This is a genomic window from Bacillus sp. EKM206B (assembly GCF_011066015.1).
GTDB lineage: Bacteria > Bacillota > Bacilli > Bacillales > Bacillaceae > Bacillus > Bacillus velezensis.
This window is the reverse complement of the sequence record NZ_JAAMNL010000003.1, coordinates 467558-494370: the sequence shown is the minus strand read 5'-3', so window position 1 is coordinate 494370 and position 26813 is coordinate 467558. Positions and strand designations below refer to the sequence as shown.

Here is a 26813-nt window from a genome sequence, read left to right as displayed (position 1 = left end):
CCAAAGTTTTTTTGAATGAAGACATGTGTTTTATCACATTCTATACTCACAAGGAGGTGATACACATGTCACAACAATCAAACAGCGGAAACAGCAACCAGCTTTTAGTGCCAGGCGCTGCTCAAGCTATCGACCAAATGAAGTATGAAATCGCTTCTGAATTCGGTGTAAACCTTGGACCGGAAACAACTTCTCGCGCTAACGGTTCTGTCGGTGGAGAAATCACAAAACGTCTTGTCTCTTTTGCTCAGCAAAGCATGGGCGGAAGCAGCCAGCAGCAGTTTTAATCACAACTTCACATAATGGCTAAGAGAGCGGGGAATTCCCCGCTCTTTTTTCATGAGTATAGATAGAAGGCGGGAAGCAATTTATGCATATTTTTATTGTAATGGCCTATGTTTATGTATAATGGGGAAAGAAAGTGAGGAGTTGTTCGTGTTAAAACGAGAAGATTTAATCGCCCCAAAGAACTATAACCTTGTAAATGAAATCGAAAAGTTCAGCCGTTCCAAAGAGAAGAACGCGCTTATTTGGGAAGATCAAACAGGCGGCAAGAAAGTCTGGACGTATGAAAAATTGATGGAAGAAACGAATAAAATCGGAGCCCGCCTGAAAGGTCTCGGATTTGAAAAAGGCGATAAGCTGATTGTTATGGTTCCGAGAGTGCTTGAAGCGTATGCCGTTTATTTAGCGATCTTAAAAGCGGGGATGGTCGTCATTCCTTGCTCGGAAATGCTGCGCGCCAAAGACCTTGAATACCGGATCAAACACGCCGAAGTGAAAGGCGCTATCGTTTATCCTTCATTTATAAACGCGTTTGACGAGGTGAATACCGAGCAGCTGGTGACATTGTCAATCGGTGAAAATGATGCCGGCTGGAAAAACCTCCTAACGATTGAAGCGGACAGAGACAGTTTTCAAACAGCTGATACAACAAGAGAAGACATGGCGTTTTTGTCCTATACTTCAGGCACGACCGGCCAGCCTAAAGGCGTTGTACATACACACGGCTGGGCCTTTGCCCATTTAAAAACATCAGCCGGTGCATGGCTGGATATTTCTGAAGACGATACAGTGTGGGCCACCGCGGCGCCCGGCTGGCAGAAATGGGTGTGGAGCCCGCTGCTCGCAATTCTGGGAAGCGGCGCGACAGGAGTCATTTATCACGGCAGATTCAACGCCAAGACGTATTTAGAGCTGCTGGAGCGCCATCAAGTAAATGTCTTCTGCTGTACCCCGACGGAATACCGCCTGATGGCAAAAGTGGAGGAGTTGGACAAATATGATCTTTCTGCCCTTCACAGCGCAGTTTCTGCGGGTGAGCCATTAAACCGGGAAGTCATTGACGTATTCCGGAAGCATTTCGGCATTAAAGTGAGAGACGGATACGGCCAAACGGAGAGCACCCTGTTAGTCGGCGTCCTGAAGGACATGGATATTAAGCCGGGAAGCATGGGCAAACCGACCCCTGGAAATCAAGTGGAGATTATAAACGATAAAGGCGAAATATGTGAAACAGGCGAAACGGGCGATATTGCCGTGCATTTGAGCACACCGGCCTTATTCAAGGAATATTATAAAGATCCCGAAAGAACGAAAAAGCAGATTCGCGGAGATTACTTTCTTACAGGAGACCGCGCGAAAAAAGACGAGGACGGCTACTTTTGGTTTGAGAGCCGCAATGATGACATCATCGTCAGCTCCGGATATACAATCGGGCCTTTTGAAGTAGAGGACGCGCTCGTGAAGCATCCGGAAGTGAAAGAATGTGCCGTCGTGGCGAGCCCGGATGAAATCAGAGGTTCAATCGTAAAAGCTTATGTCGTTTTACAAGACGATGAAAAGCGCAGTGACGAACTTGTCAAAGAACTGCAAAACCACGTAAAAACGATTACGGCTCCTTACAAATATCCGAGAGAAATTGAATTTGTCGAAAGCCTGCCGAAAACGGCTTCCGCAAAAATCAGACGTGTGGAGCTGAGACAGCGTGAAGAACGGCTGAAGGCTGATAAAAAAGCATAATACAGGATAAAGGGTGAGCGGGGATGAAAGCGATTTGGCACGGCGGCACTATCTATACAATGCTGGGCAAGAATCATGTCACTGAAGCCATTTATACCGAAGAAGGCGTCGTCAGGCAGACGGGCAGCTTCCGGGAGCTCCAAGGAACATACGGTTCGCCTGATACGGAGGAAATCGATTTACATGGGGCTGTCATGTTCCCGGGGTTTACGGACAGTCATATGCATTTAATCGGACACGGGGAAAAACAGCTTCGCCTCGATTTGTCGCAGCTGACGTCAAAAGAAGCGATACTGCGGGCCGCAAAAGAAGCAGAGCGTGAATTGGAAGATGGCGAATGGCTGATCGGCGAAGGCTGGGATGAAAATCTGTTTGAACAGCCGGATTACGTCACGAAGCATGACCTTGACCCGCTCTTTCCCGACCGGCCCGTCCTGCTGAAGAGGGTATGCCGGCACGCCGCAGCGGTTAATTCGGCCGCATTGCGCGCGGCGGGAATTACAACCGAAACACCCGATCCAAACGGCGGAATTATCGTCCGGGACGGCACCGGTCCGACAGGCCTCCTGCTGGATAAAGCCCAAGAGCTTGTGACACAGGCCCTGCCGCCCGTCTCACTTCACTATGTCAAACGCGCGCTTCAAACGGCGATTACGGACTGCTGGTCAAAAGGCCTGACCGGCGGGCATTCAGAAGATCTGGCATACTACGGAGACGCGTCCGTTCCCGTTGCCGCGTACGAGTCATTAACCGGCAGCGGCCTTTATCCTTTTCGCGCCCATCTGCTCGTTCATCACGAAGCCGTCGACAGCTGGAGCGCTCTGGATAAATCGACCGGACCTTATCTGGAATACGGAGCGATGAAAATTTTTGCTGACGGCGCGCTCGGCGGCAGAACCGCTCTATTGAAAAAGCCTTACCATGATGATCCGTCTGTTTCCGGCGTTCAGGTGCATGATGACGAAACCCTTGCCGCTCTTGTTTATAAAGCGAGAGAGAAAGGGATGGAGATTGCCGTGCACGCGATTGGCGACCTTGCATTTGAAAAGGTGCTGGATGTTATCGAGAGATACCCGGCAAAGCCCGGACAGCTAGACAGGCTCATTCATGCGCAAGTATTAGATGACGGATTGATTGAAAGAGCCGCCCGGCTGCCGATCGGACTTGATCTTCAGCCGCATTTTGTGGCCAGTGATTTTCCGTGGGTGATTGACCGGCTCGGAGAAGAGCGGATGAAAACGGCTTTCGCCTGGAAAACACTGCTGTCAAAAGGGCTGCTGTGCGCCGGAGGTTCAGATGCCCCGATAGAACCGGCCGATCCGCTTCTGGGCATTCAATCGGCTGTGCTCCGTACGAGCAAACAGCACCCGGAAGGTCCGGCCTATTATGAAAAAGAGTGCCTGACCGTGTACGAAGCCATTCAGCTTTACACGGAGGGAAGCGCGGCCATCATCCATAAAGAACATAGCCGCGGCCGTATCGCCCCCGGCTATGATGCCGACTTTACCGTACTCAGCGGTGATCCGTTCAGGACGGACCCGAAAAAGCTTCATGAATTGGAAGCTGTCAAAACCGTCGTCGGCGGCCGTATCGTATATGAAAAAGAGGACAGGCAGTGATGCCCGTCCTCTTTTTTTATGATAAAAATGATCGTTTTACTTTTTCCCAGAAAGAATTGTCTTTCAGTTTCACCGTTTTGATTTTTTTATCGGATAGTGTAATCTCAACCTTTTTGACATTCCGCGTGCTGAGCGCTTCATTATCAAGCCCGATAATCGGATGCTCATTGCCGTCTTGCACCACCTGCAGTGTCAGCTTCCGGTCTGAGCTTAAAATAAACGAAGATCCGAGTGTACGGTATGTGTTGTTGTTCAACGACGCCAGTTCGGATACCTGCATGCAGGAAATCAAAGGATCAACAACGGCGCCTGAAACAGATTTATTGTAGGCAGTGCTGCCCGTCGGGGTGGAAATGATCATCCCGTCTCCTCTGAACGTCTCAAAATGAAGATCATCAATTAACACATCCATCACAAACGTTTTAATAATGCTTGAACGGATGGAAACCTCGTTTAAACAGTGAAAATGATTGCTGCCGTCCACCGTTACGTGAATGAGCGGGTATTTTCTGACCTCAAGCTGTTCCGCGGTCATGCTGGCCGCCATTTTTTCAGGTTCATCGCTGTGAAAATCACAGTACAAATGGGCTTTCCCTTTTTTAGCGATGCCGACATACAGGCAGTCATCACGGAATCCGGTTTTTCTGACGGCTTGCAGAAATGAGCCGTCGCTGCCGATGCTGGCGATAATTCCGGCATCCTCCGGTTGAGCCGCAACTGTAAAACCGTGCGATTCAGCAAGCTGCTTCAAAGAGCTGACTTGTTCTTTTGTTTCGTTGTTTTGTTTGTGAAAAAAATAAACATTGCGGCGAAGATCGGTCATATCCCCATTCCCCTTTGCTGTCATATTTACGTTTTTCTCCCAGCAGGTATTGTGTTAAAATACCTGTGGCAATAGTGTAACATGTTTCCTGTTTATCCGTTAAGGGAAAGCGCTTCATGAAAAAAATGAATCTTTTTTTACGGGGGAACGTACGAATATTGACAGAAAAGGAGGAGAACAAATGAATGCAAAAAGATGGATTGCGCTCGTCATCGCGCTCGGCATTTTCGGCGTATCAGTCATTGCAAGTGTGACCGTCGGGGTGCTGAAGAATATCGGAGATACAGGGTCTGACTTTGCATCACTGACAGATGACACAGAGGAAGTGACGCTGGATAAGGGCAGCCCCGGCAGTAAAATCGCCGTGCTTGAAGTGGACGGCACGATTGAGGATAACGGCGGGTCCGCTGGCCTGCTCAGCTCAGGCGGGTATGATCACAGATCATTTTTAAAACAGGTTGAGCGTGCGAAAGAAGACAAAAGCGTCAAAGGAATTGTGCTGAAAATCAATTCCCCTGGCGGAGGCGTGTACGAAAGCGCGGAAATACATAAAAAACTGGAAGAACTAAAGAAAGAAACGAAGAAACCGATTTATGTATCCATGGGCTCCATGGCGGCATCGGGTGGCTATTATATTTCAACGGCCGCCGATAAAATCTATGCTTCACCGGAAACGCTCACGGGTTCACTGGGCGTCATCATGGAAAGCGTCAATTATTCCAAGCTCGCCGATGAACTCGGCATCAAGTTTGAAACCATTAAAAGCGGCGCGCATAAAGACATCATGTCCCCGACCCGCGACATGACGAAGGAAGAAAGAAAGATCATGCAGACAATGGTCAACGATTCTTATGAAGGATTTGTCAATGTCATTTCAAAAGGCCGGCACATGTCAAAAGCGGATGTGAAAAAAATTGCCGACGGCCGTGTTTACGACGGCAGACAAGCGAAAAAAATCGGCCTCGTTGATGAGCTCGGTTTTTACGATGATACGATCAGCGCGATGAAAAAGGACCATAAAAATATGAAAAACGCTTCAGTCATCACATACGAGGAAGGATTCGGATTAGGCTCGCTCTTTTCCATGAGCGCAGCGAAAATGTTTAAAAGCGAAATTGATTTTCTGAATATGAAAGAACTCATTTCGCAATCCGGTTCGCCGCGGATGATGTATCTCTATGCAAAGTAGGGGGGAAGAAAGAATGGACGCGACTTACGAAGGCTTGCACGGCAAAGAAGAGGAAGCCGAACAACAGAGGGCGCCCGAGCAGGCATATGCGGGCTTTTGGATCAGGTTTTGGGCGTTTCTTCTTGATTGGCTGGTGGTCTGGGGACTTAACCATCTCATCGTTTCACCGATTTTCACGCTGATGAAGCTCCCGGCAACAAGCGGAATGTTTACAATCTCAGCTTATTCCGTCACAACCCTGATCGTCTACCTCGCCTATTTTGTGTTCATGACGAAATGGTTTCATCAGACACTCGGCAAGATGGTCTTCGGGTTAAAGGTCACTTCTTTGACGCCCGGAAAGCCGCTGACTTGGAGCACCGTCATTTTCAGAGAAGCGGTGGGGCGTTATATCGATAAAATCTGGATTCTCTATATCGTCATTGCGTTTACGCCCAAAAAACAGGGCATTCATGATCTGATCGCCGACACAACGGTGATTCACGAAGCGCTGTACCGCAAATAAAAGCAGTAAACCCGGAATAAACGTCCGGGTTTATTTTTTTTGATTTTGGCGATAATGCTGCTAAGGAAGTGAAGCTTATGGGATATGCCGCAGCAGCTGTTATTCTCATTCTCATTTTGGCCTGGCTGCTCATGAGGATGAAAATCCACCTGACTTTCGAATATCTTCACGATAAAGATAACGACAAACTGACGTTTAAAATCTCGGCCTTATACGGGCTGATCCGTATTAAAAAAACGCTGCCCGTCATTAAAGTAAACAGCGAAGACGCGTCAATTGATGTCAAACAGGACACAAAATCAGAAATGAAAGGTCAGAAAAAAGAGAAGAAAAAAATCACATATGAAGATGTCAAACAGAGCATTCACAGAATAGAAATGATTCTGCACCAAGTCTTTCAGATGCGCCAAATCGCCGCTTCATTTCTTGCGGGAGTCCGTGTTACGAAGTTCGAATGGGTGACGGTTATCGGAATAAAGGACGCCGCCGTTACGGGAATCGCCGCCGGCGGATTGTGGGCCGTAAAGGGAGGCCTTACGGCGATGCTGTATGATCATCTGCGTTTCATACATAAACCGGTGTGCGAAGTCATTCCGTCTTTTCAAGTGCCTGCATCCAAGACGCATTTGCAGTGTATATTCTTTTTTCGTTTTGGACATCTTATAGGTGCAGCTTTCAAATTGCTCAAATACGGGCGGAACGGACTTTCTATCATACGAAAGAAACAGCCGGTTCCGGTTGCTTCAAAGAATGATTCATCAGTTTAAGGAGGAGCGCATATGGCAGACCATCCCATTCAAGGTTTAATGAAAACCGCTATGGAAAATTTAAAAGAAATGATTGACGTGAATACAATCATCGGCGATCCTGTTGAAACGCCTGACGGCAGCGTAATCTTAACGGTTTCAAAGGTCGGCTTCGGATTTGCGGCGGGCGGAAGCGAGTTTGGAGGAAAGCCGGCTGAAAAAAGAACCGATGATGATGAAAGAAAAGAGCAGAAGCTCCCGTTCGGCGGCGGAAGCGGCGGCGGAGTATCCATTACGCCGATTGCGTTTCTGATTGTCGGAACAAACGGCGTGCGCATGCTTCATTTAGACGAAAACACCCATCTGATTGATAAACTGTTAGACTCCGCGCCTCAAACGATTGAACGCATCCAGCATATGTTTAAAAAGAATGAAAAAGGCCGGAACCAAAAAAGAACGGATATCGATTTATAACAGAAAAGTTAACTGCCGCCCGCAGTTAGCTTTTTTTACGATGCGGCATAACCTTTGCAGTTTGCATAAAACTCGACTATGATAGAGCTATACATAGATAAAGGGAGGAATCAGAATGGCTGAAATTACATTTAAAGGCGGAGCCGTGACGCTGATCGGACAAGAAGTGAAACCGGGTGACCAAGCTCCTGACTTCACGGTTCTGACAAACGGATTAGAAGAGAAGACATTAGCAGATATGAAAGGGAAAGTAACGATCATATCCGTTATTCCTTCCATTGACACAGGCGTATGTGACGCGCAGACACGCCGCTTCAACGAAGAAGCCGCAAAACTCGGTGATGTGAACGTTTATACAATCAGCGCCGACCTTCCGTTTGCACAAGCGCGCTGGTGCGGAGCGAACGGAATTGATAAAGTTGAAACATTATCGGATCATAAAGAGATGTCATTTGGTGAAGCATTCGGTGTTCACATCAAAGAACTTCGTCTTTTGGCGCGTTCCGTATTCGTCCTTGATCAGGACGGAAAAGTCGTTTACGCGGAATACGTAAGCGAAGCGACAAACCACCCGAATTATGAAAAGCCTATCGAAGCTGCAAAAGCGTTAATCAAGTAAAGAGAGAAAAAGAGCTCCGGGTGCTGCCGCGGAGCTCTTTTCATGGCAAGGAGGAAACAGCATGCAACACGACCATGTCGGTCAGATTTATGAACTTTTAGATGAAGCCGCCCAAGTGATAGCAGAAGGCCTTCAGATTTCTTATATTGAGGGGCTTGCGGAAGCGGGAGAAATGTATTTTCTTGAAAAGGCCGACCAGCTTCCGCTTCAGGAAAAGCAAACCGGCGAGCTTAACAGCCTGCTCGCGAAAGCAGACTTCAGAAAATGGGAGCATGAATGGATCCGCAAGGCGTTCCAGCTCGCCATTTTAAAAGGGCTGAAAGATAAGTCCCATCCGAACAGACAGATGACGCCTGATACGATCGGCATTTTCATCAGTTACCTCGTGAATAAATTTACGGGCGGCCGAAAAGGCCTGACATTGCTGGACCCCGCCTGCGGCACCGGAAATCTTCTGCTGACCGCGGCAAACCAGCTTTCTGACAAAGCGGCAAAAAGCTTCGGCATTGAAATCGACGATGTCCTTCTGAAGATCGCTTATGCTCAGGCGAATCTGCAGGAAAAAGAAATGGAGCTGTTCTGCCAGGACAGTCTTCAGCCGTTATTTATCGAACCGGCCGATGCGGTCATCTGCGATTTGCCGGTCGGCTACTATCCGAATGACGAAGGCGCTGAAGCGTTTGAGCTGAAAGCGGATGAAGGCCACTCTTTTGCTCACCACTTATTTATTGAGCAGAGCGTCAAACATACAAAACCGGGCGGATACTTATTTTTTATGATTCCGAACCATCTGTTTGACAGCGCGCAAAGCGATAAACTGAAGCGGTTTTTTGCGGAAAAAGTGTATATCAACGCCCTTCTTCAGCTGCCGGCTACTATGTTTAAAGACGAAGCGCAGGCAAAGAGCATTTTAATCTTGCAGAAAAAAGGCGAAGACGCAAAGCCGCCGAAACAAGCGCTTTTGGCGAATCTTCCTTCTTTTGCGAACCAGCAGGCGATGCGGGAGATGATGGCAAAATTGGATCAATGGATTCAAAAAGAAAAATAATGGCGAAAAAGCAGTGTGAGGTGCAAAATCCCGCGCTGCTTTTGCTTTTTAAAATGAATGGAAATCAGGACGATAACACAAATTAAGGAAAGAAAATAACATTCCGTAAGGCCGTGCCGTCCATTTGGCACAAATGAAATTTATCAGAAAATATCGACTTCATATTGTAAGCGGTACCAATGTGGATGTTGACTTGAAATGCTGAGTTGACAATGTTTAAATGGAAAAGTCAGATATTTTTTGGACTGCAGTTATGGTCTGGGAAAAAAGAACGAACAAACGAAGAAGAATTTTGATAGGAGCGTCATTTATGTCTAAAATTATTGCAATTAACGCAGGAAGCTCATCTTTAAAATTTCAGTTATTCGAAATGCCTTCAGAAAAGGTGCTAACAAAAGGTTTAGTAGAACGGATCGGTATCGCCGATAGCGTTTTCACAATCTCTGTTAACGGCGAAAAAAATACAGAAGTGACAGATATTCCGGATCATGCGGTTGCGGTGAAGATGCTGCTTCACAAGCTGACTGAATTCGGTATTATAAAGGATTTAAATGAAATTGACGGAATCGGCCACCGTGTGGTTCACGGCGGAGAAAAATTCAGCGATTCTGTTTTGCTTACGGATGAAACAATCCGTGAGATTGAAGAGATTTCAGAACTAGCGCCGCTTCACAACCCGGCTAACATCGTCGGCATTAAAGCCTTTAAAGAAGTGCTTCCGAATGTGCCTGCGGTTGCAGTGTTTGATACGGCGTTCCACCAAACGATGCCTGAACAATCTTACCTGTACAGCCTACCGTACGAATACTACGAGAAATACGGCATTCGCAAATACGGTTTCCACGGCACATCTCATAAATACGTGACACAGCGCGCAGCTGAGCTTCTCGGCCGCCCGCTTGAAGATTTGCGTCTGATTTCCTGCCACCTCGGTAACGGCGCAAGTATCGCGGCGGTAGAAGGCGGAAAATCCATTGATACGTCAATGGGCTTCACACCGCTTGCGGGTGTTGCGATGGGAACACGTTCAGGAAACATCGACCCTGCATTGATTCCGTACATTATGGAAAAAACGGATCAGACGGCAGATGAAGTATTAAATACGTTAAATAAAAAGAGCGGACTGCTTGGCGTATCCGGTTTCTCCAGCGACCTACGCGATATCGTAGAAGCTTCAAAAGAAGGAAACGAAAGAGCGGAAACGGCTCTTGAAGTGTTTGCAAGCAGAATCCATAAATATATCGGTTCTTACGCTGCGAGAATGAGCGGCGTTGACGCGATTATTTTCACTGCGGGTATCGGTGAAAACAGCGTTGAAGTCAGAGAACGCGTGCTTCGCGGCTTAGAATTCATGGGTGTATATTGGGATCCTGCGCTGAACAACGTGCGCGGCGAGGAAGCGTTTATCAGCTACCCTCACTCTCCTGTCAAAGTCATGATCATTCCGACTGACGAAGAGGTCATGATCGCACGCGACGTTGTCCGCCTTGCACAGTAATGATCGAAAAAAGCACATCCTTTAGGGTGTGCTTTTTTATTGAATGCCCCAGAATCAAACGTTACGATATGTTTAATACATAAACGATGAGGTGAAGCAATGAGTGTGCATGAACATAAACAAGAAGCCCCGTCAGCCGTGCGCTGCAAGGTGATTACAGTCAGCGACACGAGAACGAAAGAAACCGACAAAAGCGGGCGCGTCATGATGGACTTCCTCAGGGAAGCGGGATTTGAAACGGTCGCTTATGACATTGTTAAAGATGAAAAAGATGAATTGCAGAAAGCCGTTTTATCCGGCTGTATGGATGAATATACAGATGCGGTGCTGTTAAACGGAGGGACGGGCATTGCCGAAAGGGATGTCACAATTGAAGCGGTCGCGCCGCTGTTTTCAAAAGAACTCCCGGGATTCGGCGAGCTGTTCCGCATGCTGAGCTATACGGAGGACATCGGTTCCGCCGCCATTTTGTCCAGAGCGGCAGCGGGTGTGATCCAAAATACCGCAGTCTTCTGCACGCCCGGCTCCTCAGGCGCCGTAAAGCTTGCAATGAGTAAACTGATTATTCCTGAACTGCCCCATGTGCTCCGGGAAATCCGAAAAGATTTATAAATGTATAAAAAGGTTCTGCTCCGCTCAAAAAATTGGGTGGGGTTTTTTTTATAAAAGGCTTGAAAAAACAGAATTTACTTGTTACAGTGTATACATACAAAATGCATTTTTATTAATTAAAACTAATTTTTATACAAAAGGGAGCTTTTAACATGGCAAAACAAAAAAAGGTTGTATTGGCATACTCAGGAGGTCTTGATACTTCTGTAGCGATAAAATGGCTGCAAGAACAGGGATACGATGTTGTTGCCTGCTGCTTAGACGTAGGGGAAGGAAAGGATTTGGCATTCGTTCAGCAAAAAGCGCTGGAAGTAGGCGCTGTAAATTCCTATGTGATTGATGCGAAAGAAGAATTCGCCCGGGAGTACGCGCTCATTTCTATGCAGGCCCATACAATGTATGAAGGCAAGTATCCGCTCGTATCTGCATTATCCCGTCCATTGATCGCGAAAAAACTCGTTGAAGTCGCGGAAAAGGAAAACGCGGTGGCCGTAGCGCACGGCTGCACGGGAAAAGGCAACGATCAGGTGCGTTTCGAAGTATCCATTAAATCATTAAATCCTGATCTGGAGGTCATTGCTCCGGTCCGTGAGTGGCAATGGTCGCGTGAAGAAGAAATTGAATATGCTGCAAGCCGCGGCATACCGATTCCGATCAATCTTGACAGCCCGTATTCCATCGACCAGAACCTATGGGGACGCGCCAATGAATGCGGTATATTAGAAGATCCGTGGGCGGCGCCGCCTGAAGGGGCATATGACCTGACAGCATCTCTTGAAAACACGCCGGACGTTCCGGAAATCATCGAAATCGCATTTGAAGCCGGTGTTCCGGTTTCAATCGACGGCGTAACCTACCCGCTCGCTGATTTAATTCTCAAGCTGAACGAGACTGCCGGAAAACACGGCATCGGCCGGATTGACCATGTGGAAAACCGCCTGGTCGGCATTAAGTCCCGTGAAGTTTATGAGTGCCCGGGTGCCATGACTTTGATTACGGCTCACAAAGAGCTTGAGGATCTGACTTTAGTGAAAGAAGTGGCCCATTTCAAACCGGCAATTGAACAAAAACTGTCTGAAATCATCTATAACGGTTTATGGTTCTCGCCGTTAAAAGACGCGCTGCTTGCATTCTTGAAAGAAACCCAAAAACACGTCACCGGCGTCGTGCGCGTCAAGCTGTTTAAAGGCCATGCCATTGTAGAAGGACGTAAGTCGGAATATTCACTCTACGACGAAAAACTTGCGACATATACAAAAGACGATGCTTTTGACCATCACGCGGCAATCGGTTTCATTGAGCTTTGGGGGCTGCCGACAAAAGTAAACAGCATTGTGAAAAAGAAGGAGCAGATTGAAGCATGAAGAAGCTTTGGGGAGGCCGTTTTCAAAAAACACCGGAAAAGTGGGTCGATGAGTTCGGCGCATCCATCACATTCGACCAAAACTTAGTCAAAGAGGATATTACAGGGTCTCTCGCTCATGCGGCAATGCTGAAAAAATGCGGCATTCTGACGGAAGAGGAAGAAGGCGCCATCCGACAGGGGCTGCAGACCCTCCTGCAAAAAGCAGAGGAAGGGACGCTTGAATTCTCTGTTGATTATGAAGATATCCATTTGAATATTGAAAAAATGCTGATCGAAGAAATCGGCCCGTTAGGCGGCAAGCTCCATACCGGCAGAAGCCGGAATGACCAGGTGGCGACCGACATGCATTTGTATTTGAAAGATCATGTCTCACATATCATCGTGCTGATTGAACAGTTCCAAAAAGCGCTGATCGAAAAAGCGGAGGCCAATGTCGAGACCATCCTGCCGGGGTACACCCATTTGCAGCGGGCTCAGCCGATTTCTTTCGCCCACCATCTGCTTGCTTATTTTTGGATGCTTGAACGGGATAAAGAGCGTTTTCGCGATGCTATGAAACGGATTAACATATCGCCGCTCGGATGCGGGGCGCTTGCCGGAACCACGTTTCCGATAGACCGTAACTATTCGGCGGAGCTGCTCGGTTTTGACTCCATTTATGAGAACAGTCTTGACGGAGTCAGCGACAGAGATTTTATTCTCGAGTTTTTAAGCGGCAGCAGCATGCTGATGATGCACCTTTCGCGTTTATCAGAAGAAATCATTCTATGGTGCTCGCAGGAATTCAGATTCATTGAACTGGATGATACGTATGCGACGGGAAGCAGCATGATGCCGCAGAAGAAAAACCCCGACATGGCGGAGCTGATCCGCGGTAAAACCGGACGCGTATACGGTGATATGATGGGGCTTTTCACGATTATGAAAGGGCTCCCGCTCGCTTACAACAAAGACCTGCAGGAAGATAAAGAAGGCATGTTTGACACGGTGAAAACCGTTGAAGGAAGCCTTCAGATTTTCACGGGCATGATTGAAACGATGAAAGTAAACAAGGACATCATGAAACAAGCGACAAAACAAGATTTTTCAAACGCGACGGAACTTGCCGATTATTTAGCTAAAAAAGGCATGCCGTTCAGAGAAGCGCATGAAGTGGTCGGCAAGCTTGTGTACAGCTGCATTGAAAAAGGAATCTATTTAAGTGATATGGCATTTGAAGAATTCCTTCAAGCCAGCAGTCTCTTTGAAGAAGACATCTATACCGTGCTCGATCCGCATCATGCGGTTGAAAAAAGAATGAGCGCCGGCGGAACGGGTTTTCAGCAGGTAGAACAGGCGCTCGTAAAAGCAAAAGCCTGCGCCGGCATTTAATTTGCTGAAATTTCCTTCATATTTTCCCGTCATATCAGACACCCTACATCTATAAAGATGGGAGGTAGAAGGAATGCGCAAAGAACAAGACCGTTACATCTATGATGAAAAAGAAAGTGAAGAAACGGCCAGGCTCATCTCAGAGGCATACGAAAGCGGTTATGTCGGCATGGAGGAAGCCTCTGCTCCTTCAGAAAATTAAGCTGTCTGTAAAGACGGCTTTTTTTTCGTGCGGACGAAGTGCAAAAAAGTGATATTGCCGTTTGTTTATAGTAAAGTAGAGGGAGAAACGTCTTGATTTTATTGAAGCGGCAACGTTGCCTGGGGAGGGTATTCAATGTGCGACATGCTCTAATCACTGCCGGTACAAAGGGATTGGGCCGAAAAGTGACTGAAATGCTTCTGGAAAAAGGCTTTTCTGTCACAGTGAATTACAGACAAGACGAAGAAGCGGTCGCCTGTCTGAAGGCGGATTATCCCGGGTGCCATGACAGATTGCAATTCGTTAAGGGCGATGTAACCCGGAAAGAAGATCTCAAGCGGATCGCCGATGCAGCCCTTCAGCGGTTTGGAAGGATTGACATACTGATTAACAATGCCGGACCGTACATATTTGAGCGCAAAAAGCTTGCCGATTACTCCGATGACGAATGGTATGACATGCTTGAAGGGAATTTAAGCGCCGTTTTCCATCTGTTTAAAGCGGTTATCCCGGTCATGAGACAGCAGCGGTTCGGCCGGATTATTACATACGGTTTTCAAGGAGCGGACCATGCCCCCGGCTGGCTTCACCGTTCCGCTTTCGGAGCGGCTAAAGTCGGGTTGGCTTCGTTAACGAAAACCATTGCGATTGAAGAAGCTGAATCAGGCATTACGGCCAATATGGTCTGCCCGGGTGATATTGTAGGAGATATGAAAGAAGCGTCTATAGAGGACGCAAGACGGAAAATCGGCAAAGAAAAGACGCCGATCGGCAGGTCCGGAACCGGAGAGGACATTGCGAGAATCATCGCCTTTTTATGTGAAGATGATTCCGATCTTGTAACCGGAACGGTCATTGAAGCAACAGGCGGGCTGAATGTGATTAACAGGCATCAATCCCTGTAAGTTTTTTCGTTTGTCAAAAAGGGAACTTGATAAATATTAATTTTTTATGAGGTGAAAACGATGAAAGTGACTTATCACGGACATTCTGTCATTCAAGTGGAAACGAAAACCCATAACATTATTTTTGATCCGTTTCTGACCGGAAACAGTCTGACAAATTTGAAACCGGAAGAAGTGAAAGCGGATGTCATTCTGCTTACTCACGGACACAATGACCATGTCGGAGATACAGAGCAGATCGCTAAACAAAACGATGCGCTCGTTATTGCCCCGAATGAGCTGGCCGTTTATCTCGGCTTTAAAGGTTTAAAGGTCCACCCGATGCATATCGGAGGGGCGCGCCAATTTGATTTCGGTAAAGTGAAACTGACACAGGCATTCCACGGATCGGCGGTCACTGATGAAGAAAACAAAACCATTACGTACACGGGGATGCCGGCCGGGATTTTATTGACGATTGACGGCAAAACGATTTTCCACGCCGGGGACACGGCGCTGTTCTCTGATATGAAACTGATCGGGGAACTGAATCACATTGACCTGGCGTTTCTGCCGATCGGTGATAACTTCACCATGGGCCCTGAAGATGCGAAACTCGCGGCTGAGTGGCTGAGAGCGAAACAGGTCGTTCCCGTTCATTACAATACATTTCCTGTCATTGAACAGGACCCTGACGCTTTCGCCGAAAGTCTGCCCGGAGGCGTCGGCAAAGTCATGGCGGTCGGCGAGACCATTGAGCTTGCCTGACATATGTGTCAAAGACCTTCTGAATCAAGCATTCAGAAGGTCTTTTTGTGATGCCGCCTTTTTTCGGCGTCTCATTGCGAATGAATCCCCCGTACCCTTATAATAAAAGCAGAAGACTGTCCTTAGAGGTGAAACGCTTGGCAACAAAGCATGAACAAATCCTATCATACATAGATTCGCTTCCTGTCGGTGAAAAAATTTCGGTCAGAAGAATTGCGAAAGAAATGAAAGTCAGTGAAGGAACGGCTTACAGAGCCATTAAGGAAGCCGAAAACAAAGGATTCGTTTCCACTATTGAACGTGTGGGGACCATCCGGATTGAACAGAAGAAAAAAGAAAATATTGAAAAGCTGACATACGCCGAGGTCGTCAATGTGATAGACGGCCAGGTGCTCGGCGGAAAAGCCGGTCTGCATAAAACGTTGAATAAGTTTGTGATCGGCGCGATGGAGCTTGACGCGATGATGCGTTATACGGCGGCGGGGAACCTGTTAATCGTCGGGAACCGAATCAACGCCCACCGCCAGGCGCTTGAAGCGGGCGCGGCTGTTTTGGTAACGGGAGGGTTTAATACCGACGACAGCATTATCGAGCTGGCCGATATGCTTGAGCTTCCGATTCTCTCCACGAGCTACGATACCTTTACGGTAGCCGCGATGATCAACCGGGCGATCTATGATCAGCTCATAAAAAAAGAGATTGTGCTCGTGGAAGACATTTTGACGCCCGCAGATCGGACAGTGACGCTGTCCCCTAAGGATAAGCTGGAGAAATGGTACGAAAAAAACTATGAAACCGGACACGGCCGCTTCCCGGTGATCGATCAGCAGATGAAAATCCACGGAATCCTCACATCGAAAGATATCGCGGGGCATGACCGGTCAGTTCCGATTGAAAAAGTAATGACCAAAAACCCTGTCACGGTGATCGGGAAAACATCTGTCGCCTCAGCGGCTCAAATGATGGTTTGGGAAGGAATTGAAGTGCTTCCGGTGACAGACGGGCATCACAAACTGATCGGAATGATCAGCCGCCAGGATGTCTTAAAAGCGCTTCAAATGGTTCAAAAGCAGCCTCAGGTCGGGGAAAAGCTGGATGATATTGTTTCAAGGGGATTTAAAGAAGACGAAGATGACAAAACGCCGGCCGTTTATCAATATGAAGTCACGCCGCAAATGACCAATCAGCTCGGCACGATTTCTTACGGGGTGTTTACGACGATTTTAACCCAGGCTGCCAGCCGATTTTTACGCTCCCGCAAACGCGGCGAGCTGGTCATTGAAAGCATTACGATTTTCTTCCTGAAGCCCGTACAGATGGAGTCGGTCATTGAAGTGAAACCGCGCATTTTAGAGGCGGGCCGGAAATTCGGGAAAATGGAAGTGGAAGTGTCAAGCCAAAGCGGCATCGTTTCAAAAGCGATGCTCATGGTGCAGCTGATGGAGAGAAGTTAAGGGACGCACCCGGGTCCCTTGGCATTCATTATGCGTGGTCCCTCTCCGCTTCCTTTGCATGGATGGGCTCATAATGCTTATATGCTTTATACCCGGCCCATGCGCTGCCTGCTCCGATTAAAATGAAGACGCCGCCGATGACCAGGGTCAGGACGGAGTGAAACAGAATCATTTGGTTTACTCCGTACAAAAACACCAGCGCGCCTAATGCCATACTTGATTTAGCCGAAAAACATTCCTTCTCCAGCGCCCGTTTCGTCTGGATTCCTTTTACTTTGTAATACACGTAAAAGCAGGCAGAAAGCCCGATGAGAAAAACAAAAACCAGCATAAATGAAATCCTCCATTATATGAGTTTGCAAAACCGTTTATACCGTTGCTGAAAGATTTTCCTTTTCCATGGATAAAGAGTATGATTAAATGAATAAAAACGAAAAGGAGAAAGCGATGAAATCCGAACTGATCAGAACCATATCATTATATGACACCATTATCTTACATAGACATGTGAGGCCTGACCCGGACGCCTACGGTTCACAGTGCGGCCTTACGGAAATCCTGCGGGAAACGTATCCCGAAAAAAATATTTTTGCCGTCGGACAGCCTGAGCCGTCCTTGTCTTTTTTATATTCCCTCGATGAGGTGGATGACGAAACCTATAAAGATGCTCTTGTCATCGTGTGCGACACCGCAAACCAAGGCAGGGTCGACGATCAGCGCTACCATTCCGGCGCAAAGCTCATGAAAATAGACCACCATCCAAATGAAGATCCGTATGGCGATCTGTTATGGGTCGATACGAATGCAAGCTCCGTAAGCGAAATGATCTATGAGCTGTACCTGGAAGGAAAGCAGCACGGCTGGAAACTGAATACGAAAGCAGCTGAGCTGATCTACGCGGGTATCGTCGGTGATACGGGGCGCTTCTTATTCCCGAACACCACAAAAAAGACATTAAAATACGCGGGAGAGCTCATTGAGTTCCCATTTTCATCGTCAGAGCTGTTCAATCAATTGTATGAAACAAAATTAAATGTGGTGAAGCTTAACGGCTTTATTTATCAAAATGTGTCACTGTCTGAAAACGGCGTCGCTTCCGTTTTCATTAAAAAAGACATTTTGGAGACATATGGAACCACCGCTTCTGAAGCGTCGCAGCTTGTCGGAACACTCGGAAATATTTCGGGTATCCGCGCTTGGGTGTTTTTCGTAGAAGAAGACGATCAAATCAGAGTCCGGTTCCGTTCAAAAGGTCCGGTCATCAACGGAATTGCCCGGAAATACAATGGCGGCGGACATCCGCTTGCGGCCGGCGCATCCATCTTCAGCTGGGATGAAACCGATCAGATTCTTGCTGATCTGGAAGAGATATGTAACGAACACAAGTAGAGGGGAGACCCTCTTTCTTAGTGTTCATCTGTCACGGGGATGAACCAGCAGCCGAATTCAGTCAGGTCTTCGTAGACGCGGAGATTACAGATTTGGAGTTCTTTTTTTATGAGGGAAGCGAGTGTGTTTGTTTCTGCATATGCGGAATAGCCTTGTCTGATTCGGGCTGCATGATCTTTTGCCAAGCGTCGTTCACTAAAAACCTCCATTTTCCCTTCCTCCCTTCAGAATCATTGAAAATGTCTCATCTACAGTTTATAAAAAAGCGGAGAAAAAAGCGACAGATCTATGGAAAATTTTTAAAAATGACATAATTACGTCGCAAAAGAAATATGAATTTCGACAGACAATCTCGTATAAATCGTCAGTTCCTTTACTTCAGCTTTAAATTCCTTCTCATTTATGGTGTATATTTTGTTTTCGATCGTCCGTTTTAAAAGCTCCTTTGTTTTATACACGCTTTCAATATCCTTTGTGATGACTTCAGAAATATTATCTTTCACTTGTTCCTCAAATTTCATCTTGTCAGGCTGGGCGATTCTGTATTTTTCCCCATTGATCAGCTTCACATCAACACTTTGGATGAGCAGCCTTTGCTTATTATCCTCATTTAATTTATGAAGATCTTTCTGATAGATGGAGATTTGGTTTTTTAAATCCCGCGCGTGCTCCCGCTGCTTTTCAATTAACGTCACCTGTTCTTCCTGAAACGTTCCGTATGTAAACAGAAAGAACAGCCAGCTGACGATGGCTCCGCACATCATTCCCGCAAAAAAACGCTGCCATCCCGGTTTTTTATAATACTCGGGAATTCTCATGATGACATATTCTCCTGGGTCAGCCATGAAATAATCAGCCAGCCGGTCTGCGCGCCGCCCATTGCTGAAATAATTAAAAAAAGCTGTTTGAAGATGTCGCGCGTGTTGCCTTCCCACAGCCCCCGCTCGAAACTGTATACCGCGTCAAATGTTCCCCCGATGGCCGCGACAAGCGCCCAGATCTTCAGCCTGTTCGCCAATTTTGTGATCGCCGTCAGCGGAGGCTCGCCTGATAAATAAGCTCCGAGGCCGCCGATCAGCGCGCCGCCGAGCAACACACCGAGGGCGATAAAATAACTGCTGATGAAATTCGCCATAAATCCGGCTTCTTGATCCATATATACACCACCTCACTTTTCTATCATATTGAGCGAAACGGACAAGTATGATGATGAGTCAAAAAAGAACATTTGTTTCTTAAGAAAACCCGTCTTATAATGTAGAAAGGCAAAATGAACGTATGGGAAAGGAGTGGCGGCATTGTCTTTTGTTCACCTGCAAGTACATAGCGGCTACAGTCTGTTAAACAGCGCCGCTTCTGTAAAAGAGCTTGTTACACAAGCGAAGGAACTCGGATATTCATCATTGGCGCTGACGGACGAAAATGTGATGTACGGCGCCATTGAGTTTTATAAAGCATGCAAATCAAACGGAATTAAGCCGATTATCGGTCTGACGGCTTCTATATACACGGACGATACGGAGCTTGAAGCACACCCGCTCATTCTTTTAGCAGAGACAAACATCGGATATCAGAACCTGGTGAAAATCTCAAGTGCGCTGCAATCCATGGCAAAGGGCGGCATGAAGCGAAAATGGATGAAGAGCTATCATGAGGGGCTGATCGCCATTACGCCCGGTGAAAACGGCTACATTGAAAGCCTGCTTAAAGCCGGGAAGTTTGAAGAAGCGGTCTGGGCTGCCGAAGGATTCCGGGAGCTGTTCGGAGAGGGCCGTTTTTATTTAGGGTACCAGCCGTTTAAAGGACGTGAGACGTTATCAGAAGAGATTCTCCGCCTGTCAGCCGAGACGGAAATCGCTGTCTGCGCTGCGGGGGATGTCCGTTATATCAAGAAAGAAGATCAAGATGCGTACCGCTGTCTGTGCGCTATTAAAGCCGGAGAGAAGTGGGAGGATCAGAGCGGGGATCTGCCGGACTTATACTTGAGGGCGCCTGAAGAAATGGCAGAGCTTTACAAGCGGCATCCGGAAGCGATTGAAGCAGCCGCGCGTATCGCCCGGCAATGCCGGGTCGATGTCAGCCTCGGACAGACACAGCTTCCGTCTTTTCCGGCGCCGGACGGCAAATCAGCCGATGACTATTTGGCGGAGATCTGTCATGAGGGGCTGCGCCTCCGTTTCGGCACTCCTGATGAGCGCGCTGTCCGCCGGCTTGAATATGAGCTGGACGTCATCAGGCGCATGAAATTCAGTGATTATTTTCTCATCGTATGGGACTTTATGAAGTACGCGCATGAAAAGGGCATTGTGACAGGCCCGGGAAGGGGGTCCGCGGCAGGCTCGCTTGTCGCTTACTCCCTTTTCATTACCGACGTGGATCCGCTTAAACATTCTCTGCTGTTTGAGAGATTTCTTAATCCCGAGCGGATCAGCATGCCGGATATTGATATCGATTTCCCTGATACGAGAAGGGATGAGGTCATTCAGTATGTACAAAATAAGTACGGGGCCATGCACGTCGCCCAGATTATCACCTTCGGGACATTGGCCGCAAAGGCGGCGTTAAGGGATACCGGGAGAGTGTTCGGAATCAGCCCGAAAGAAGCCGACCAGCTTGCCCGCCTGATTCCGTCAAAACCGGGAATGACGCTTGAGGAAGCGAGGCGGCAGTCCGCTCAGCTGAACAGGCGGCTGTCCGAATCCGCCGTTCTTCATAAAGTGTTTCAGATCGCAAGGAAAATTGAAGGTCTTCCGCGGCACACATCAACACACGCGGCGGGGGTCGTTCTCAGTAAAGAGCCGCTTTCGGAAGTTGTCCCTCTTCAAGAGGGGCATGACGGCGTGTATTTAACGCAGTATGCGATGGATCACTTGGAAGATCTCGGTCTTTTAAAAATGGACTTTTTAGGTTTGCGCAACTTGACGCTTATTGAATCCATTAAAACGATGATTGAAAAAGAGACGAATACGAAAATTGATTTTTCCGAGATTTCTTATCAGGATGAAAAAACGTTCTCGCTATTGTCAAACGGTGATACGACGGGTATTTTCCAACTGGAATCATCAGGAATGAGAAACGTGCTGAAGCGCCTGAAGCCGTCAAGACTGGAAGACATTGTCGCGGTTAACGCGCTTTACAGGCCGGGACCGATGGAAAATATTCCGTTATTTATCGACCGGAAGCACGGGCGGGCGCGTGTGGAAGTGCCGCACGAGGACGTACGAAATATTCTCAGTGACACTTACGGCGTCATCGTCTATCAAGAGCAGATAATGATGATCGCCTCGCGCATGGCAGGGTTTTCATTAGGTGAAGCGGATCTGCTCAGACGGGCTGTCAGCAAAAAGCAAAAGGACATTCTGGACAGAGAGCGAAGCCATTTTGTTGAAGGGTGCTTAAAAAAGGAGTATTCTGTAGTCACTGCAAACGAGGTCTACGATCTGATTGTAAAATTCGCTAACTACGGATTCAACAGAAGCCATGCTGTCGCATACAGCATGATCGGCTATCAGCTCGCCTATTTAAAAGCGCATTATCCGTTATATTTTATGTGCGGGCTGTTGACGAGCGTCATCGGCAATGAGGACAAAATATCGCAATATCTGCATGAAGCGAAGGGGAGCGGGATTCAAGTCCTTCCGCCGTCAATAAACAAAAGCGGTTTTCCGTTTGCGCCGGAAAACGGAGCCGTCAGATACAGTTTGCGGGCCGTTAAAAACGTAGGCGTCTCGGCAGTGAAAGATATTTATAAAGCAAGAACACATAAACCGTTCGAGGATCTTTTCGATTTCTGCTTTCGTGTACCTGCAAAAAGCGTGAATCGGAAAACCATCGAAGCCCTTATATTTTCTGGCGCCATGGACGAATTCAATCAAAATCGCGCCGCCTTGCTGGCCTCCGTTGATGTGGCTTTAGAGCACGCTGAACTTTTTCGTGCAGACGATGACCAAATGGGATTGTTTTTGGAAGAATCGTTCTCCATTAAGCCAAAATATGTAGAGGCTGAGGAATTTCCGCTCGTGGACAAGCTTCGGTTCGAAAAAGAAGCTCTCGGTGTTTATTTCTCAAGCCATCCTTTGTCTGCTTTCAGGGATCTCCTGAAAAAACGGGGGGCGAAAGCGATCACAGCAGCGCGGCAGATGCCGAAGGGGCAGCTGTCAATCGGCGCTTTGCTCGCGGGCATTAAAACGATTCGGACAAAGACAGGTCAGCATATGGCGTTTCTCACATTAAGCGATGAAACGGGAGAAATGGAAGCCGTCGTGTTTCCTGACCAATATAGAAGGCTGTCTCCGCTGTTAGAAGAAGGCGCGCTTTTATTCGCCGCCGGAAAAATGGAAGAGCGTCAGGAGAAGACACAATTCATCATGTCATCCGCCTCTCTTCTTGAGCAGACGGAGGCAGACAGAGCGCCGTCTGTTTACATCAAAATCGAAGGCAGCCGGCACAATCAGGAGTTTTTGGAAAAGATGAAGCGTATTTTACTGGAGCATAAAGGGGAAACCGGCGTTTATCTTTATTATGAAAAAGACAAGCAGACGATCAGGCTGCCGGATACTTTTCATATTCAGGCGGACCATCAGGCGTTATACCGTTTAAAAGAGCTGCTGGGCCGCGAAAACGTCGTGTTAAAATAGTGGTAACAACAATCGTTTTGTTATACAATTGAAACAATTGTGCTATCTTATTTAAAGATTCTGAAATTTTTCACCTCCAGCGATTGTACCAGTCTATGCGGCAGAATATGTAACAAAGTACTTAAAAGGAGTGTTTAGAATGTCATTAAGAGAAGAAGCGTTACATTTACACAAAGTAAATCAAGGAAAGCTGGAATCAAAAGCAAAGGTAGAAGTCAGAAACGCGGACGACTTAAGCCTTGCCTACTCTCCCGGAGTAGCTGAGCCTTGTAAAGAGATTTATGACGATAAAAACAAAGTATATGATTATACAATGAAGGGGAACATGGTAGCAGTCGTAACAGACGGATCAGCCGTTCTCGGTCTCGGTAATATCGGGCCTGAAGCTTCACTTCCGGTCATGGAAGGGAAAGCGGTGCTGTTCAAAAGTTTCGCGGGCGTGGATGCATTCCCGATCGCGCTTGACACAAACGATGTGGACAAAATCATTGACACTGTAAAGCTGCTTGCACCGACATTCGGCGGTGTCAACCTTGAAGATATTGCGGCGCCGAACTGCTTCATTATCGAAGAGCGCCTGAAAAAAGAAACAAACATTCCGGTTTTCCACGATGATCAGCACGGCACTGCCATCGTAACCGTTGCCGGACTTGTAAACGCGCTGAAATTATCAGGTAAATCCATGTCATCCATTAAAGTTGTGGCAAACGGAGCGGGAGCGGCAGGCATCGCGATCATCAAGCTTCTTTACCATTTCGGCGTACGCAACATCGTAATGTGCGACTCTAAAGGGGCGATTTACGAAGGGCGTCCGGCCGGCATGAACGCAGTGAAAAACGAAGTGGCGAAGTTTACAAACCAAGACCGCAACGACGGTTCGCTTCAGGATGTCATTAAAGATGCAGACGTCTTTATCGGCGTATCAGTCGAAGGCGCGCTGACGAAAGAAATGGTGGAAAGCATGGCGAAAGATCCGATTATCTTCGCAATGGCCAACCCGAATCCGGAAATCATGCCTGAAGACGCGCGCGCAGCCGGCGCAAGCGTAATCGGAACAGGCCGTTCTGATTTCCCGAACCAGGTTAACAACGTTCTGGCATTCCCTGGAATTTTCCGCGGGGCGCTTGACGTTCGCGCGACTCACATCAACGAAGAAATGAAAATAGCTGCGGTTGAAGCGATTGCTTCCCTTGTTACAGAGGAAGAATTAAGCGCTGATTATGTCATCCCGGCTCCATTTGACAAACGTGTGGCTCCTGCCGTTGCGAAAGCTGTTGCGAAAGCAGCGATGGAAACGGGCGTCGCCAGAATTACGGTCGATCCTGAGGAAGTGGCTGAAAAAACAAGACAGCTAACAATCATCGGCGAATAATAACACAAAAATGAAATGGCAGCGCGTTGGAAAAAAACAACGCGCTGCTGTTCAATATACGGACTGCTGGCATTTTTTTAAGGGCAGGTCTTAAAAAAATTTCAGCAGAATCCTTATTTCTTTTGAAAACGCTGACAGATAAGGCTGAACAACGCTTTTTACGGTATGAAATCCGTCCGTTTCCGTCTGTTTTGCAGCAAAAAATGTCGAATGGAGGATGACACCGTTTGACAAAAAAAGTACAATAGTTTCGGTAAAGTTATTATTAAGTCTATCTAATCGGAAGACATGCAGTGAAGAGAACCCTTCACAAAAGGGAGGTAATCATTTGTTAAAGGATATATTCACAAAAAAGAAAAAATATGCTTCCGTGCCGTCTGAGCAGGCAAAACATGATGTTCCGGAAGGCATTATGACAAAGTGCCCCAAATGTAAAAAAATCATGCTTACAAAAGAGTTAGATAAAAACCTGCGCGTCTGCATGAACTGCGGGCACCATTTCCCGATGAATGCAAAGCAGCGCATTGAAAGCCTCCTGGATGAAGATTCATTCGAAGAATTCAACCAGGGAATGATATCTGAAAACCCGCTCGGTTTCCCGGAATACTTAGAAAAAATCGAAAAAGACCGTGAGAAAACATCGCTGAATGAAGCGGTGGTTACCGGAAAAGGAACCATCAGCGGATTCCCTGCCGTGATCGCGATCATGGATTCAACATTCCGAATGGGCAGCATGGGTTCGGTTGTCGGCGAAAAAATCACGCTTGCAATTGAAAAAGCAAAAGAGGAAAAAGTCCCGTTTATCATCTTTACCGCTTCCGGCGGCGCACGTATGCAGGAGGGGGTCTTAAGCCTTATGCAAATGGCAAAGACAAGCTCTGCATTAAAACTGTTCAGTGAGGAGCAGGGATTGATTATTTCTGTCATGACCCATCCGACGACAGGCGGCGTATCGGCCAGTTTCGCGTCTCTCGGTGATTATAATTTCGCTGAACCGGGCGCCTTGATCGGATTTGCCGGAAGACGTATTATTGAACAGACGATCGGGGAAAAACTGCCGGAAGATTTCCAGACGGCGGAATTTTTATTAAAGCACGGCCAGCTTGATGCGGTGATTCACCGAAACGACATGAAAGACAAACTCGCATTTCTGCTGGACATGCACCAAACAGGAGGTGAGCATGAGTGGCTGCAAGATTAGAATTTGAAAAACCAGTGATTGAACTGCAGACGAAAATCGCCGAACTGAAAAAATTCACCCAAGATTCGGAGATGGATTTAAGCGCTGAAATCGCAAGGCTTGAAGACCGGCTCAGCAAGCTTCAGGATGAGATTTATAAAAACCTGAAGCCGTGGGACAGAGTGCAGATCGCACGCCTTCCCGACCGGCCGACGACGCTTGATTACATTCAATACCTGTTTACCGACTTTTTTGAGTGCCACGGAGACAGAACATACGGAGATGATGCGGCGATTGTCGGCGGAGTCGCCAAATATCACGGCATGCCGGTCACCGTTATCGGACATCAGCGCGGAAAAGACACGAAAGAAAACCTTGTCCGCAATTTCGGGATGCCTCACCCTGAGGGCTACCGCAAAGCGCTTCGTCTCATGAAGCAGGCGGATAAATTCAACCGCCCGATTATCTGCTTCATCGACACGAAGGGAGCGTACCCGGGTAAAGCGGCGGAGGAACGGGGACAAAGTGAAGCCATCGCCAAGAACCTGTTCGAGATGGCCGGCCTGACAGTGCCTGTCGTTTGTATCGTCATCGGGGAAGGCGGCAGCGGAGGCGCGCTTGCGTTAGGTGTGGGCAACCGCATGCTGATGCTTGAGAACTCGACGTATTCCGTTATTTCTCCTGAAGGAGCCGCGTCCATTTTGTGGAAGGACTCCAGCCTTGCGAAAAAAGCGGCCGAATCCATGAAGATTACTGCGCCCGATTTATTAGAATTAGGAATTATTGACGATATGATTAAAGAAGTGAAGGGCGGAGCTCACCACGATATCAAGCAGCAGGCGGGCTACATTGACGGTATACTTAAAGAAACGTTAAAATCTCTTCTTCAATTGAACGCCGAAGAATTGATCTCACAGCGCTATGAAAAATATAAAGCAATCGGGAAAGTTTCGGTTGAAGATCAATATATCGGGGTAAACTGAATAGACGTGAAGCCTATGGCTCACGTTTATTTTTTGTGATTTTTGTGATATT

The 26813-nt window shown here is 47.5% G+C and carries 27 protein-coding genes; 22 read left to right on the top strand and 5 right to left on the bottom strand.

Annotated features, from left to right (window positions below; genetic code table 11):
• Positions 1 to 65 precede the first annotated feature (65 nt).
• The 3 genes from G9F50_RS08495 to G9F50_RS08485 all read left to right on the top strand — a co-directional run bounded on the left by G9F50_RS08495 (position 66) and on the right by G9F50_RS08485 (position 3641).
• Positions 66 to 287: an alpha/beta-type small acid-soluble spore protein gene (locus tag G9F50_RS08495; protein WP_007408043.1), complete on the top strand. Its 222-nt coding sequence runs from the start codon at positions 66 to 68 to the stop codon at positions 285 to 287.
• Between the two features lie 148 nt (positions 288 to 435).
• Positions 436 to 2022 (top strand): acyl-CoA synthetase MbcS, encoded by a 1587-nt coding sequence (mbcS, locus tag G9F50_RS08490; RefSeq protein WP_060562731.1) that lies wholly within the window; start codon positions 436 to 438, stop codon positions 2020 to 2022.
• A 23-nt stretch (positions 2023 to 2045) separates the two neighbouring features.
• On the top strand, positions 2046 to 3641 hold the full coding sequence (locus G9F50_RS08485; protein ID WP_060562730.1) for an amidohydrolase: 1596 nt from the start codon (positions 2046 to 2048) through the stop codon (positions 3639 to 3641).
• Between the two features lie 16 nt (positions 3642 to 3657).
• Here the strand turns inward: G9F50_RS08485 and G9F50_RS08480 are convergent, their stop codons facing one another.
• Positions 3658 to 4464, bottom strand: a complete 807-nt coding sequence (locus G9F50_RS08480) for an NAD kinase (protein ID WP_015240378.1) — start codon at positions 4462 to 4464, stop codon at positions 3658 to 3660.
• A gap of 181 nt (positions 4465 to 4645) precedes the next feature.
• Here G9F50_RS08480 and sppA point away from each other — a divergent pair, with 181 nt between their 5' ends.
• The 14 genes from sppA to G9F50_RS08415 all read left to right on the top strand — a co-directional run bounded on the left by sppA (position 4646) and on the right by G9F50_RS08415 (position 17200).
• On the top strand, positions 4646 to 5653 hold the full coding sequence (gene sppA, locus G9F50_RS08475; protein WP_003152419.1) for a signal peptide peptidase SppA: 1008 nt from the start codon (positions 4646 to 4648) through the stop codon (positions 5651 to 5653).
• Positions 5654 to 5666: 13 nt separating this feature from the next.
• The gene (locus G9F50_RS08470) at positions 5667 to 6158 is read left to right on the top strand and encodes an RDD family protein (protein WP_060562729.1); all 492 of its coding nucleotides are present in this window, start codon (positions 5667 to 5669) and stop codon (positions 6156 to 6158) included.
• Between the two features lie 77 nt (positions 6159 to 6235).
• A complete protein-coding gene (locus tag G9F50_RS08465) occupies positions 6236 to 6925 on the top strand; it encodes a DUF2953 domain-containing protein (RefSeq protein ID WP_007408049.1) in 690 nt (229 codons plus the stop codon).
• A gap of 12 nt (positions 6926 to 6937) precedes the next feature.
• A complete protein-coding gene (gene ytfJ, locus G9F50_RS08460) occupies positions 6938 to 7378 on the top strand; it encodes a GerW family sporulation protein (RefSeq protein ID WP_003152423.1) in 441 nt (146 codons plus the stop codon).
• 115 nt (positions 7379 to 7493) lie between these two features.
• Positions 7494 to 7997 (top strand): thiol peroxidase, encoded by a 504-nt coding sequence (gene tpx, locus G9F50_RS08455; RefSeq protein WP_007613091.1) that lies wholly within the window; start codon positions 7494 to 7496, stop codon positions 7995 to 7997.
• Positions 7998 to 8058: 61 nt separating this feature from the next.
• On the top strand, positions 8059 to 9045 hold the full coding sequence (locus tag G9F50_RS08450) for a class I SAM-dependent methyltransferase (protein ID WP_015240376.1): 987 nt from the start codon (positions 8059 to 8061) through the stop codon (positions 9043 to 9045).
• 310 nt (positions 9046 to 9355) lie between these two features.
• Positions 9356 to 10543, top strand: a complete 1188-nt coding sequence (locus G9F50_RS08445; RefSeq protein ID WP_007408053.1) for an acetate kinase — start codon at positions 9356 to 9358, stop codon at positions 10541 to 10543.
• A 99-nt stretch (positions 10544 to 10642) separates the two neighbouring features.
• Positions 10643 to 11155, top strand: coding sequence for a MogA/MoaB family molybdenum cofactor biosynthesis protein (locus G9F50_RS08440; protein ID WP_060562728.1), 513 nt, complete (start codon positions 10643 to 10645; stop codon positions 11153 to 11155).
• A 152-nt stretch (positions 11156 to 11307) separates the two neighbouring features.
• Positions 11308 to 12519: an argininosuccinate synthase gene (locus G9F50_RS08435; RefSeq protein WP_043021559.1), complete on the top strand. Its 1212-nt coding sequence runs from the start codon at positions 11308 to 11310 to the stop codon at positions 12517 to 12519.
• The gene (gene argH, locus G9F50_RS08430) at positions 12516 to 13892 is read left to right on the top strand and encodes an argininosuccinate lyase (protein WP_003152429.1); all 1377 of its coding nucleotides are present in this window, start codon (positions 12516 to 12518) and stop codon (positions 13890 to 13892) included. The genes G9F50_RS08435 and argH overlap by 4 nt, the downstream gene beginning before the upstream one ends.
• Before the next feature lie 73 nt (positions 13893 to 13965).
• Positions 13966 to 14094: a hypothetical protein gene (locus G9F50_RS20555; protein WP_007408056.1), complete on the top strand. Its 129-nt coding sequence runs from the start codon at positions 13966 to 13968 to the stop codon at positions 14092 to 14094.
• Between the two features lie 137 nt (positions 14095 to 14231).
• Positions 14232 to 14999 carry an SDR family oxidoreductase gene (locus G9F50_RS08425; RefSeq protein WP_060562727.1) on the top strand — a complete coding sequence of 256 codons (768 nt, stop codon included), beginning with the start codon at positions 14232 to 14234 and terminating at the stop codon, positions 14997 to 14999.
• A gap of 60 nt (positions 15000 to 15059) precedes the next feature.
• Positions 15060 to 15746, top strand: a complete 687-nt coding sequence (locus G9F50_RS08420; protein WP_007408057.1) for a metal-dependent hydrolase — start codon at positions 15060 to 15062, stop codon at positions 15744 to 15746.
• A 137-nt stretch (positions 15747 to 15883) separates the two neighbouring features.
• On the top strand, positions 15884 to 17200 hold the full coding sequence (locus G9F50_RS08415; protein WP_012118175.1) for a CBS domain-containing protein: 1317 nt from the start codon (positions 15884 to 15886) through the stop codon (positions 17198 to 17200).
• A gap of 28 nt (positions 17201 to 17228) precedes the next feature.
• On the opposite strand, the gene G9F50_RS08410 is transcribed toward G9F50_RS08415, so the two are convergent.
• Positions 17229 to 17531, bottom strand: a complete 303-nt coding sequence (locus G9F50_RS08410) for a YtpI family protein (protein ID WP_007408059.1) — start codon at positions 17529 to 17531, stop codon at positions 17229 to 17231.
• Between the two features lie 116 nt (positions 17532 to 17647).
• Here G9F50_RS08410 and G9F50_RS08405 point away from each other — a divergent pair, with 116 nt between their 5' ends.
• The gene (locus G9F50_RS08405; RefSeq protein ID WP_014418624.1) at positions 17648 to 18589 is read left to right on the top strand and encodes a DHH family phosphoesterase; all 942 of its coding nucleotides are present in this window, start codon (positions 17648 to 17650) and stop codon (positions 18587 to 18589) included.
• Positions 18590 to 18606: 17 nt separating this feature from the next.
• On the opposite strand, the gene G9F50_RS08400 is transcribed toward G9F50_RS08405, so the two are convergent.
• From G9F50_RS08400 to ytrH, 3 genes are all read right to left on the bottom strand, one after another.
• Positions 18607 to 18798 (bottom strand): YtzJ family protein, encoded by a 192-nt coding sequence (locus G9F50_RS08400; RefSeq protein ID WP_017418354.1) that lies wholly within the window; start codon positions 18796 to 18798, stop codon positions 18607 to 18609.
• A gap of 105 nt (positions 18799 to 18903) precedes the next feature.
• Positions 18904 to 19407: a sporulation membrane protein YtrI gene (ytrI, locus tag G9F50_RS08395; protein ID WP_007408062.1), complete on the bottom strand. Its 504-nt coding sequence runs from the start codon at positions 19405 to 19407 to the stop codon at positions 18904 to 18906.
• Complete coding sequence (gene ytrH / locus G9F50_RS08390) at positions 19404 to 19745, bottom strand: sporulation membrane protein YtrH (protein ID WP_165406533.1); 342 nt, start codon at positions 19743 to 19745, stop codon at positions 19404 to 19406. Before ytrH ends, ytrI begins: the two co-directional genes overlap by 4 nt.
• A 142-nt stretch (positions 19746 to 19887) precedes the next feature.
• Here ytrH and dnaE point away from each other — a divergent pair, with 142 nt between their 5' ends.
• The 4 genes from dnaE to accA all read left to right on the top strand — a co-directional run bounded on the left by dnaE (position 19888) and on the right by accA (position 26761).
• On the top strand, positions 19888 to 23226 hold the full coding sequence (gene dnaE, locus G9F50_RS08385; protein ID WP_060562725.1) for a DNA polymerase III subunit alpha: 3339 nt from the start codon (positions 19888 to 19890) through the stop codon (positions 23224 to 23226).
• 139 nt (positions 23227 to 23365) lie between these two features.
• Entirely contained in the window at positions 23366 to 24598 is a 1233-nt protein-coding gene (gene ystJ / locus G9F50_RS08380; RefSeq protein WP_060562724.1) for an NADP-dependent malic enzyme, read from the top strand.
• A gap of 328 nt (positions 24599 to 24926) precedes the next feature.
• Positions 24927 to 25799 carry an acetyl-CoA carboxylase, carboxyltransferase subunit beta gene (gene accD, locus G9F50_RS08375; protein WP_003152441.1) on the top strand — a complete coding sequence of 291 codons (873 nt, stop codon included), beginning with the start codon at positions 24927 to 24929 and terminating at the stop codon, positions 25797 to 25799.
• Complete coding sequence (accA, locus tag G9F50_RS08370) at positions 25784 to 26761, top strand: acetyl-CoA carboxylase carboxyl transferase subunit alpha (RefSeq protein WP_025285100.1); 978 nt, start codon at positions 25784 to 25786, stop codon at positions 26759 to 26761. Before accD ends, accA begins: the two co-directional genes overlap by 16 nt.
• Positions 26762 to 26813 lie beyond the last annotated feature (52 nt).

What these genes read in the sequence shown, in the direction of transcription:
- ytrH (WP_165406533.1), bottom strand. Translation starts at nt 19,745, where the DNA reads ATGGATCAAGAAGCCGGATTTATGGCGAATTTCATCAGCAGTTATTTT.
- G9F50_RS08480 (WP_015240378.1), bottom strand. Translation starts at nt 4,464, where the DNA reads ATGACCGATCTTCGCCGCAATGTTTATTTTTTTCACAAACAAAACAAC.
- G9F50_RS08450 (WP_015240376.1), top strand. Translation starts at nt 8,059, where the DNA reads ATGCAACACGACCATGTCGGTCAGATTTATGAACTTTTAGATGAAGCC.
- sppA (WP_003152419.1), top strand. Translation starts at nt 4,646, where the DNA reads ATGAATGCAAAAAGATGGATTGCGCTCGTCATCGCGCTCGGCATTTTC.
- G9F50_RS08405 (WP_014418624.1), top strand. Translation starts at nt 17,648, where the DNA reads ATGAAATCCGAACTGATCAGAACCATATCATTATATGACACCATTATC.
- G9F50_RS08485 (WP_060562730.1), top strand. Translation starts at nt 2,046, where the DNA reads ATGAAAGCGATTTGGCACGGCGGCACTATCTATACAATGCTGGGCAAG.
- G9F50_RS08440 (WP_060562728.1), top strand. Translation starts at nt 10,643, where the DNA reads ATGAGTGTGCATGAACATAAACAAGAAGCCCCGTCAGCCGTGCGCTGC.
- argH (WP_003152429.1), top strand. Translation starts at nt 12,516, where the DNA reads ATGAAGAAGCTTTGGGGAGGCCGTTTTCAAAAAACACCGGAAAAGTGG.
- G9F50_RS08495 (WP_007408043.1), top strand. Translation starts at nt 66, where the DNA reads ATGTCACAACAATCAAACAGCGGAAACAGCAACCAGCTTTTAGTGCCA.
- G9F50_RS08400 (WP_017418354.1), bottom strand. Translation starts at nt 18,798, where the DNA reads ATGGAGGTTTTTAGTGAACGACGCTTGGCAAAAGATCATGCAGCCCGA.
- tpx (WP_007613091.1), top strand. Translation starts at nt 7,494, where the DNA reads ATGGCTGAAATTACATTTAAAGGCGGAGCCGTGACGCTGATCGGACAA.
- G9F50_RS08410 (WP_007408059.1), bottom strand. Translation starts at nt 17,531, where the DNA reads ATGCTGGTTTTTGTTTTTCTCATCGGGCTTTCTGCCTGCTTTTACGTG.
- G9F50_RS08435 (WP_043021559.1), top strand. Translation starts at nt 11,308, where the DNA reads ATGGCAAAACAAAAAAAGGTTGTATTGGCATACTCAGGAGGTCTTGAT.
- G9F50_RS08420 (WP_007408057.1), top strand. Translation starts at nt 15,060, where the DNA reads ATGAAAGTGACTTATCACGGACATTCTGTCATTCAAGTGGAAACGAAA.
- G9F50_RS08465 (WP_007408049.1), top strand. Translation starts at nt 6,236, where the DNA reads ATGGGATATGCCGCAGCAGCTGTTATTCTCATTCTCATTTTGGCCTGG.
- G9F50_RS08445 (WP_007408053.1), top strand. Translation starts at nt 9,356, where the DNA reads ATGTCTAAAATTATTGCAATTAACGCAGGAAGCTCATCTTTAAAATTT.
- G9F50_RS08470 (WP_060562729.1), top strand. Translation starts at nt 5,667, where the DNA reads ATGGACGCGACTTACGAAGGCTTGCACGGCAAAGAAGAGGAAGCCGAA.
- ystJ (WP_060562724.1), top strand. Translation starts at nt 23,366, where the DNA reads ATGTCATTAAGAGAAGAAGCGTTACATTTACACAAAGTAAATCAAGGA.
- ytfJ (WP_003152423.1), top strand. Translation starts at nt 6,938, where the DNA reads ATGGCAGACCATCCCATTCAAGGTTTAATGAAAACCGCTATGGAAAAT.
- G9F50_RS20555 (WP_007408056.1), top strand. Translation starts at nt 13,966, where the DNA reads ATGCGCAAAGAACAAGACCGTTACATCTATGATGAAAAAGAAAGTGAA.
- ytrI (WP_007408062.1), bottom strand. Translation starts at nt 19,407, where the DNA reads ATGAGAATTCCCGAGTATTATAAAAAACCGGGATGGCAGCGTTTTTTT.